We start from the raw sequence: 8,892 nt of genomic DNA, 5'->3' as shown, positions 1-8,892 counted from the left end.
CCCCGACCGTCGTCGCCGCCGAGTGATGCACACCGAGTGATTCGTCGGTTTCCTGGGGTTGACGTGACCGGCCGTCCGGGCCACCGTCGACCCCAGGCTGATGTTCGGTCGCGCCTTGGCTCAGGGGGTCGCCAGGGTCGCACGAGGAGATAGGGTGCCCCCGTGTTGAGCAGTTCTGTGGCGACCACGCGTGTGCTGACGCCCGCGGACCTGCCGGCCGCGCTCGAGGTGCTGGACCGCGACCCGATCGAGAACGCCTTCGTGGCGGCCCGCGTCGCCGTGGCCGGTCTCGACGCCTGGCGGCTCGGCGGCGAGATGTGGGGATTCTTCGAGCACGGCAGGCTCGAGGCGCTGTGCTACTCCGGTGCCAACCTGGTGCCGCTGAGCGCCTCCTCCGCCGCCGTCCAGGCCTTCGCCGACCGCGCCCGCAAGCAGGGACGCCGCTGCTCCTCCATCGTCGGTCCCGTCGAGGCCACCGCCGAACTGTGGTCACTGCTGGAGCCGCACTGGGGATCCGCCCGTGAGGTCCGCACCCGGCAGCCGCTGATGGCGACCCGGGAGCCGTCCCGGGAGATCGCGCCCGACACCCGGGTGCGGCGGGTGCGCCGCGACGAGATGGACCTGCTGCTGCCCGCCTGCGTCGCGATGTTCACCGAGGAGGTCGGCGTCTCGCCGCTCGCCGGTGACGGCGGTCTGCTCTACCGCGCCCGGGTGGCCGAACTCGTCACCAGCGGACGGGCGTTCGCGCGCTTCGAGGGCGACCGCGTGGTCTTCAAGGCCGAGATCGGCGCGGCGACGGAACGTGCCTGCCAGATCCAGGGCGTCTGGGTCGCTCCGGAGTTCCGCGGCCGCGGCCACTCCGAGAGCGGGATGGCCACCGTGGTCGACGTGGCGCTGCGCGAGGTGGCGCCCGTCGTCAGCCTCTACGTGAACGACTACAACGTTGTCGCACGCGCCGCCTACCGCCGGGTGGGGTTCACCGAAATCGGTGCGTTCATGAGCGTACTGTTCTGAAAATCGCGCGTGATGTGAGCGTCGTGTGTGCATGCGTGGTGCTTGTGTGACGATTGTGGATGCGCCCCTCTCGCTCAGGCATGCGGAATGCATACACTCGCGCCGTCCTCGCCTCGGCCGACCGCGCGTGACCCGTCCGCGTCGGTCGCCGTCCCCGAGGCGCCCTCGAAGGAAGGACGGCGCGTGTTAAACCACCGACGGAAGCCCCGCCGACGAGTCCCCCTGCTGGCCGGCCTGCTGACCGCTCTCCTGGGCATCGTCGCCCTCGTGGGCAGCGCCCTCGCCGCGACAGCCCCCGCCGGACCGGGCGCCCCCGCCGCCCAGGCCTCCGCCACCCAGCCCCCCGCCGTGCCGAACCCCGACTGCACCCTCCAGGTGCCGGACGGCCCGCTCACGGCCGCCGGTCTGGCCACCCCCTACCGGCTCACCGCGACCGACGCGGCCAAGGGCCCCTGCCACGAGGCCGATCCGGCCCAGTCCGCCTTCGTCCAGGCCACCGTGCTGAACCCGGCGACCGGGGCGGTCTCCGTCTACGACCCCCTGGTGATCGACCGCGGCACCCGACCGGCCCGCCAGCCGGTCGTGCCGAAGCTGCCCGCGCACGCCGTGGTCGGCATCTGGTTCGGCTTCAACGGAAACAATCTGACGCTGCGTGGGGGCACCACCGCCGCACGCTGCGTCAACGGCGCACCCGGCTCGATCTTCGGTCAGTTCGCCTACTGCAACGCTCCCGCCTTCTTCACGGCCGCCAACCGCGCCGAGCGGGCCGGGCGGCTCAGGGCGCCCAGGACCGGCGTCGGCCGTGACGGCGCTCCCTGCCCGACCACCCGTGACTTCGGCGTCGTCGACCAGGACCAGAGCGACAACGTCACCACGGCCTACCTGGTCACGCCCGACGGCCGCACCGCCCAGCGGACCACCGCGGGCACCGCGGCGCTCACCCCCAAGGGCGCGGTCGCGCTGTTCAACGGCAGTGACAACCTGCTGCTCACCGCGTTCGTCGACCCGCCGCTCGGCTGCACCCCCTGGGCCGCGCCGGACCTCGCCGACCCCGGTCACACCGCCACCTCCCTGGCTCTCGACGAGCTCCAGGCCGCGGCGGACCAGCGCGCGCCCGTCGCTCTCGTGCCGGCCAACGACCCGATGGTGCTCGGGCCCGGCGGCGTCAAGAGCCGGGGCAAGACCAACCTCTACCGCGTGGGCGTCGACCAGCTCCCGGTCGGGCGTGGCGCTGGAACGGACCCGGGGGACGGGCAGGTCTACTGCCGCCGCCTGGCCACCGCGGGCGCGGCGCGGCTCAAGCGGGACGGCGCGCTCTTCGCGGCCGCGGCCTCGCCGACAGCCGGACAGAACCTGCTGGACTTCCTGAGCCAGCGTCTGACCGCCTCCCTGCAGAACCTCGGCTGCCCGCAGCAGTTCCCGCCGGCCGCTGCCAGCCCGACGGCGGCGAGCCCGACGACGACCCCGACGGCGGCGAGCCCCAGTGCTTCGGTCTCGCCGACGGTGTCGCCCTCCGCCACCGCCACCGCGCCCGCCCCGGCCGGGCCGCCGACGGGCGCGGCGACGGCGACGACAATGGTCACCGGTTCGTCGTCGCCGGGCTCCGCGCCCACGGGTACGGCCGCACAGGCCGCCTCACGGGCGGCCGCGGGTACGACCGGCTCGCCGACGCTGGCCCTGGTCGGCGACGTGGTCCCCAGCCCGGCGCGGGGCAAGGTCACGGCTACGGCGACGCGGGGACAGCTCGCCGACACCGGAGCCGACCCGCGGCTCTGGCCGATCGCGGGGCTGGGTCTGTCGCTGCTGTTGCTCGGCTCGTCCATCCGCCTGCTGGCCGGCGCCGGGCGGCGCTGACCCGCGTCCCGCTCGCCGTCGACCACACGGCCCGGTCAGCCTCGCGGCTGCCGGGCCGTATGGTTGATCGTCCGTCCGAGGCGGTAGCGTCCAGCCATGGACGAAGTTCGGATCGAGCCCATCGATCTCGCCGCGTACGCCGCCGCCGCGCTGGAGGTGCAGGCGGTGGCGTTCGGTCTCGGTCCCGAGGAGGTCGTGCTGCGGCTGCAGATCGTCCAGCGGCACGCCCAACTCCCCGGCGTCCACGCGGTCGGCGCGCTGCAGGGCCGGATGCTCGTCGGCTTCGGCTACGGGATGCCCAACGACCGCACGCACTGGTGGTCCACCGTCATCGAGCCCTACCTCGCGGCCAACGGCAACGACGCCTGGCTCGACGACGCCTTCTCCGTCACCGAGTTGCACGTGCACCCGCGCTACCAGGGCTTCGGGTTCGGCCGTGCGCTGATCACGACGCTCTGCGGGTCCAGCCCGCTGCCGCGCAGCATCCTCTCCGCCGTCGACCGGGAGACGCCCGCCCGCGCGCTCTACCGGTCGCTCGGCTACCAGGACCTGGCCCGTCGGGTCCTGTTCCCCAACACCGTGCTGCCCTACGCCGTCATGGGCGCGCCGCTGCCGCTGCCTACGCGCTCGTCCCGTCCTCCGGACGACGCTCCTGCGCAGCGTGCTCCGCGTGCCGCTCCGCGTGGGTCCGCCGAGCCTCTTTGAGCTGCTCGGTCACCATCGAGAGCCGGAACAGCGCCAGCACCAGCGCCGCCGCGAGGAAGCACCCCAGCGGGCCGTAGACGATCACGTCGTACTGGCTGCGCATCCACAGCGTGAGCGCCGACAGCGCGGGGACGCCCAGCAGCACCATCAGGTACCAGCGCCCGGGTGCGACCAGGGCCAGGGCGACGGCCAGCAGCGGGTACAGCAGGAACGCGTGCGGCAGGCCCCCCGCGAGCAGCGCGGTGACCGGGACCAGCAGCGCCGCGAACAGCATCGGCAGTCGCGTGTGGTGCAGCCCGGGACGCAGCGCGGTGACGACGGTGCCGCAGTAGAGCACCGCGAAGACGCCCAGCACCAGCATCGCCAGCGTGGGCCGGGGGTACTGCCCGTGCAGCACGTCCGAGACGAGGGGGACGAGCGCCAGCAGCACCCAGGGCAACAGCAGGTAGGGGCTGAAGCGGGGGGCGCGCGCGATCTCCTCGTCGGTCAGACGGCGGCGGCGTGGCGGCTCTGCCACAGGAACATCACTCCGGGTCGGGGGTCAGGCGTCGGGTCGCGGCAGCGGTCGGTCGGAGCATCGGTCGGCCGGGGCGCGGGTCGGTCAGGGCACGGGTCACAGCATGGCGGCGAACTCGAGGAAGAGGGAGGCGTGCCGGGTGTCGCCCACGTCCAGGCTCCACAGGCCCGCCTCGACGGTGCGGAACAAGGTCCAGCCGCGCAGCCGCTCGGGGTCGACGGCGGCGTCGGCGGCGAGCCGCTGGACCCGCCGCCGGGCGGCGGCCTCCGGCCCGGGCGAGCCGGCCAGGGTCTCCAGCCGGTCCTGGGCCAGCCACGCCAGGTCGTAGGCGCGCTCGCCGACGAGCGGCTTCGGGTCGATCGCCAGCCAGGGCGAGCGCTCGGCGGCCAGCACGTTGCCGTGGTGGTAGTCGCCGTGCAGCAGCAGCGCCTCCTCGCGGGCGACGGAGTCCTGCAGCAGCGACGCGGACAGGTCCAGCGCCTCGTCGACCAGCGGCCGCAGCTCCGCCGCGGCGGGCAGCGTCCGACGGCGCGTCAGCGCCTCCCGCAGACCGCCGACGTAGTCGGCGACGGTGGTGAACGGGTGCGCCTCGGGCGGCGCGACCCAGAGCCGGCGCAGGGTGCCGAGCGCCTCCAGCATCGCCTTGTTCTCCGGCAGGGAACGCAGCGAGACCTCGCCCTGGGCCCGCTCCAGCAGCATGGCCCGGTCCTCGGGCGCGCAGGCGTACATCCGCACGGCGCCGTGCCCGTCCCAGTGCGCGAGCGCGGCGTGCTCCTGCTCGCCCTCCGGGTCCGGGTAGCCCAGCTTCAGCGCGGCGGGCGAGCCGTCGGGCCGCCGCACCAGCAGCACCAGGCTGATCTGCCCGCCGGGCTCGCAGACCCGCTCCAACGTCAGCTCCCACCGCGCGAGGTAGGCCGACGCGAGCTCCGGCAGCGCGTCGAGCCACGCCTGCCCGGCGTCGGACGCCCAGCAGCGGACGGTGTCCTGAAGCCGTGCGGGAATGCTGAAGGCAGGTGCCGTCATGCTCGCCCTTCGTCGTGATCGGGTGCTGCCATTGTCGGCCATCCGGCTGTGAGCCCGGCAAGAGGCCGAGATCCCGGCTGCGCACGGAGGGAGCCGCCGTGGTCAGGGGCGTGCGAAACCGCCCGGTGCAGGTGGCCCTGTGCGCTCGGGCTCCACCGCGTGGGGCCGGGGGCGTCTCCCGCCCGGAGCTGGGGACGCCGCGGATCCACGCCGGACCCCAGGGTGCCGGTCAGCGCTCGGGGAGCCCTGGGAAGGGGGTCGGGGCCGCGCCCCAGGCGACGGAGCGGACGGCGGCGGCGCGGAGCTGGGCGGCCGCGTCGGCGCGGAAGCCGGCCGTGCCGGCCTGGACCGCGTTGGCGTAGACCGCGGCGAGGCGGTCCTCCAGGAGCGCCGCCAGACAGCGGGCGGAGGAGGCGTCGGCGACCTGGAACGGCAGGTCGTACGCGGCCGCCCCGGCGTGCGGCGCGGCGCCCGCCGAGGTGATCAGGGCGTCGAGCGCGTCGCGGCGGGCGCGGTGCAGCTGGTAGTCGGTCGTCGCCTGGGACCGCAGGCCGCCGCTCAGCAGCGCGCCGAGGACGCCGTAGCCGTAGACCGTGGCCTGCTCCGCGGCGAGCGACGCCTGCCAGGCGTCCAGCTCCGCCGTGCTCGGCCGGAGCCGGCTCAGGTCGGGCGTCTCGCTGGTGGGCAGGCGTCCGCCGAGTTGCGTCGCGCGCTGTGCCGCCCCCGCGCCGATCGAGGCCAGCAGCCGGGCGAGGGCGGGGGAGGTGAGCTGCAGCCCCGTCGAACAGAGCGCGACCAGCCCGGCCTCCCCGCTCGCCAGCGACGCGTCACTCGTCCGGACCCCGGCCGCCGGTGATCCGGAGGCGGAGGCCGACGCCGAAGCCGGGGCGGGAGCGGGAGCGGCGGCCGAGGCGGACCGGGAGGCTGTGGCCGTGATCCCCAGCGCGGCGGCCTGGGCCGTGAGGCCGAAGCGGAGCTCCGCGTGCGGGTGCGCGGCGCTGTCGTACCCGGCGAGTAGCGTCGTCATCACGGCGCCGATCCGCTGCCGTGCGGCGGTGTCGGGGTCGACGGGGGTCGGCCGCGGCCGGGCGTGCCCGGCGTGCGTCGTCGGGGACGCGCTGCTGCCGCACGCGGTGAGCGTGCCGAGGGCGGTGAGCAGACCGGCCGAGAGCAGGCTGCGGCGGCGGAGAGAAGCGGCCATGAGCAGGGACGTTACCGCGTACAGCACACATGTGTGAGTGGCGAGGTGATTTGTGCCGAATCGGCGGCGGGCGGGCCGACCGGTTAGGCTATGGGCGCACTTGAGACCTTCCGACAACAGCAGACGCGGCCGAGGAGTATTCGGATGAGCACCACCCTGAACGATCGGCTGCACGAGCTGCTGGAGCCGCTCGCCGCCAAGGCGGGTGCGGACCTCGAGGAGGTCAAGGTCGCCCGTATCGGGGGCAGCCGGGTGCTGGAGGTCGTGGTCGACGCCGACGGCGGTGTGGACCTGGACACCGTGGCCGAGCTGAGCCGCGAGTTCGGCGAGGCGCTGGACGCCACCGACCTGATGGGCGAGTCCGAGTACCGCCTCGAGGTCGGCTCCCCGGGCGCCGAGCGCCTGCTGACCCAGCCGCGCCACTGGCGTCGTGCGGCCACCCGCCTGGTGAAGGCCCAGCTGACCGCCGGTGGCGAGGTCACCGGCCGGGTGCTGGAGTCGGACGACGAGGGCGTGCTGCTGGAGATCCCGCCGGTGAAGGGCCGTGGCAAGGCCACGGAGCGTCGTCTCGCCTTCACCGAGATCGGCAAGGCGCGGGTGCAGGTGGAGTTCAACCGCAAGGACTCCGCTGCCGAAGAAGAGATTGTGGACGACATCGAGCTGGACGACGCCTCCGACGAGGCGTGAGTCCCTAACTTAAGAGAGAAGAGGAGGCGTAGCCATGGACATCGACATGAGCGCCCTGCGCGGGCTCGTCCGCGAGCGTGAGATCAACTTCGATCTGCTGGTCCAGGCGATCGAGTCGGCCCTCCTCATTGCGTACCACCGCACTGAGGGCTCGCGCACCAAGGCCCGCGTGGAGCTGAACCGCGAGAACGGCCACGTGACGGTCTGGGCCACCGAGGACCCGGACGAGGTCGACGAGGGGGCCACCCCGCGCGAGTTCGACGACACCCCGACCGGCTTCGGCCGGATCGCGGCGAGCACCGCCAAGCAGGTGATCCTCCAGCGTCTTCGCGACGCCGAGGACGAGACGACCTTCGGCGAGTACGCCGGGCGCGAGGGCGACATCGTCACCGGTGTGGTCCAGCAGGGCAAGGACCCGAAGAACATCCTGGTCGACATCGGCAAGATGGAGGCCATTCTGCCGCCGCAGGAGCAGGTGCCGACTGAGGAGTACAAGCACGGGCTCCGCCTGAAGTGCTACGTCGTCTCGGTGAAGAAGGGCGTGCGCGGCCCGTCCGTGACGCTCTCGCGCACCCACCCGAACCTGGTGAAGAAGCTCTTCGCGCTGGAGGTCCCGGAGATCGCCGACGGCAGCGTCGAGATCGCCGCGATCGCGCGTGAGGCCGGCCACCGCAGCAAGATCGCGGTGTGGACCGACCGGCAGGGCCTGAACGCCAAGGGCGCCTGCATCGGCCCGATGGGCCACCGGGTGCGACAGGTCATGGGCGAGCTGATGGGCGAGAAGATCGACATCGTCGACTGGTCCGAGGACCCGGCGGAGATGGTCGCCAACGCCCTGTCGCCCGCTCGGGTGACGAAGGTCGAGATCGTCGACTACGACACCCGTTCGGCCCGGGTGACCGTGCCGGACTACCAGCTCTCGCTGGCCATCGGCAAGGAGGGCCAGAACGCCCGCCTCGCCGCCCGGCTCACGGGCTGGCGGATCGACATCCGGCCCGACACCGAGGGCTCCGAGGCGTCCGGGGAAGCTTCCGGCGTCTGAGCGCGTTCTAGCGCGGGAGTCACTCAAACGAACGGCCCGGTCGCACAGCGCTTGATCGCCTGCGGATAAACCGGGTCGGAACGAAGACCATCAGAGGGGTAGACTTGGACGTGTCTGGCCGGACGCGTACCGCTGCATGCCCGGAACGCACCTGCGTGGGGTGTCGGAAGCGAGCGGCCAAACACGATCTGCTGCGTGTCACGGCGGTCGAGGACGTCTGCGTCCCCGATCCTCGCGGCACGTCGCCCGGTCGGGGAGCGTATCTGCACCCCGAGCCGGGCTGCCTCGTGTCGGCTGTGCGCCGACGGGCGTTCCCGCGGGCGCTACGCCGGCCGGGGCCGCTGGACACCGCAGAGCTCGAGCGGTTCCTCGAGGCACGCGCGGCCGCATCGCAGGCGGCGGCGCGGCAGCGGTAGCACAGTGAAGTGTCAGGTAACAGGTACCTCGCGAAGTCGAAAGTAGGTCGAGATTGCGATGAGCACTCGATGAGTACGCGATGAGTACGAGCATGAAGCAGTAGAGACGGTCCGGCGGAGAACCCGGACCAGAAGGAGCGAAGTGGCTAAGGTCCGGGTATACGAACTCGCCAAGGATCTGGGCGTTGAGAGCAAGGTCGTCATGGCCAAGCTCCAAGAGCTCGGTGAGTTCGTCCGTTCGGCGTCGTCGACCATCGAGGCGCCTGTTGTCCGCAAGCTGGAGCTTGCGTTCGGTGGCGGTAATGCCGCCAAGTCCGCGTCGGCGAAGTCCGCCGCGCCCAAGCCGGCCGGTGCCGGCCCGAAGCCGGGTGCCCCGCGCCCGGCCGCACCCGTGGCTCCCAAGCCGGGTGCCCCCAAGCCCGCCGCCGCGGCC

The 8,892-nt window shown here is 73.1% G+C and carries 10 protein-coding genes; 7 read left to right on the top strand and 3 right to left on the bottom strand.

Annotation, left to right across the window (positions count from 1 at the left end):
* Positions 1-165: 165 nt before the first annotated feature.
* The 3 genes from TR48_RS37610 (at position 166) to TR48_RS37600 (ending at position 3,573) form a co-directional block, all read left to right on the top strand.
* Positions 166-1,014, top strand: a complete 849-nt coding sequence (locus TR48_RS37610; protein WP_439654532.1) for a GNAT family N-acetyltransferase — start codon at positions 166-168, stop codon at positions 1,012-1,014.
* 183 nt (positions 1,015-1,197) lie between these two features.
* Positions 1,198-2,868 (top strand): hypothetical protein, encoded by a 1,671-nt coding sequence (locus TR48_RS44810; RefSeq protein ID WP_063771146.1) that lies wholly within the window; start codon positions 1,198-1,200, stop codon positions 2,866-2,868.
* Positions 2,869-2,964: 96 nt separating this feature from the next.
* Complete coding sequence (locus TR48_RS37600; protein ID WP_063771145.1) at positions 2,965-3,573, top strand: GNAT family N-acetyltransferase; 609 nt, start codon at positions 2,965-2,967, stop codon at positions 3,571-3,573.
* On the opposite strand, the gene TR48_RS37595 is transcribed toward TR48_RS37600, so the two are convergent.
* The 3 genes from TR48_RS37595 to TR48_RS44845 form a co-directional block, all read right to left on the bottom strand.
* Complete coding sequence (locus tag TR48_RS37595) at positions 3,488-4,090, bottom strand: hypothetical protein (RefSeq protein WP_042375268.1); 603 nt, start codon at positions 4,088-4,090, stop codon at positions 3,488-3,490. The two genes, TR48_RS37600 and TR48_RS37595, sit on opposite strands and share 86 nt — an antisense overlap.
* Positions 4,091-4,186: 96 nt before the next feature.
* On the bottom strand, positions 4,187-5,113 hold the full coding sequence (locus tag TR48_RS37590; RefSeq protein ID WP_042375264.1) for an aminoglycoside phosphotransferase family protein: 927 nt from the start codon (positions 5,111-5,113) through the stop codon (positions 4,187-4,189).
* Positions 5,114-5,342: 229 nt separating this feature from the next.
* The gene (locus TR48_RS44845; RefSeq protein ID WP_236652517.1) at positions 5,343-6,314 is read right to left on the bottom strand and encodes a ferritin-like domain-containing protein; all 972 of its coding nucleotides are present in this window, start codon (positions 6,312-6,314) and stop codon (positions 5,343-5,345) included.
* Between the two features lie 144 nt (positions 6,315-6,458).
* On the opposite strand from TR48_RS44845, the gene rimP reads away from it, so the two are divergent.
* The 4 genes from rimP to TR48_RS37570 all read left to right on the top strand — a co-directional run.
* On the top strand, positions 6,459-7,001 hold the full coding sequence (gene rimP / locus TR48_RS37580) for a ribosome maturation factor RimP (protein ID WP_042375262.1): 543 nt from the start codon (positions 6,459-6,461) through the stop codon (positions 6,999-7,001).
* Positions 7,002-7,035: 34 nt separating this feature from the next.
* The gene (nusA, locus tag TR48_RS37575) at positions 7,036-8,043 is read left to right on the top strand and encodes a transcription termination factor NusA (RefSeq protein ID WP_042375261.1); all 1,008 of its coding nucleotides are present in this window, start codon (positions 7,036-7,038) and stop codon (positions 8,041-8,043) included.
* Positions 8,044-8,153: 110 nt separating this feature from the next.
* Positions 8,154-8,459, top strand: coding sequence for a YlxR family protein (locus TR48_RS41390; RefSeq protein WP_084730092.1), 306 nt, complete (start codon positions 8,154-8,156; stop codon positions 8,457-8,459).
* Positions 8,460-8,601: 142 nt separating this feature from the next.
* Positions 8,602-8,892 (top strand): translation initiation factor IF-2 N-terminal domain-containing protein (locus tag TR48_RS37570; RefSeq protein WP_042375258.1); only part of this gene is annotated, 291 nt, incomplete at its 3' end.

Origin of the sequence: Streptacidiphilus neutrinimicus (genome assembly GCF_000787815.1) — a bacterium.
Lineage (GTDB): Bacteria > Actinomycetota > Actinomycetes > Streptomycetales > Streptomycetaceae > Streptacidiphilus > Streptacidiphilus neutrinimicus.
Note: the sequence above shows the minus strand (reverse complement) of the source record. Positions and strands in the feature narration are given on the sequence as shown.

What these genes read in the sequence shown, in the direction of transcription:
- rimP (WP_042375262.1), top strand. Translation starts at nt 6,459, where the DNA reads ATGAGCACCACCCTGAACGATCGGCTGCACGAGCTGCTGGAGCCGCTC.
- TR48_RS37600 (WP_063771145.1), top strand. Translation starts at nt 2,965, where the DNA reads ATGGACGAAGTTCGGATCGAGCCCATCGATCTCGCCGCGTACGCCGCC.
- TR48_RS37590 (WP_042375264.1), bottom strand. Translation starts at nt 5,113, where the DNA reads ATGACGGCACCTGCCTTCAGCATTCCCGCACGGCTTCAGGACACCGTC.
- TR48_RS44845 (WP_236652517.1), bottom strand. Translation starts at nt 6,314, where the DNA reads ATGGCCGCTTCTCTCCGCCGCCGCAGCCTGCTCTCGGCCGGTCTGCTC.
- nusA (WP_042375261.1), top strand. Translation starts at nt 7,036, where the DNA reads ATGGACATCGACATGAGCGCCCTGCGCGGGCTCGTCCGCGAGCGTGAG.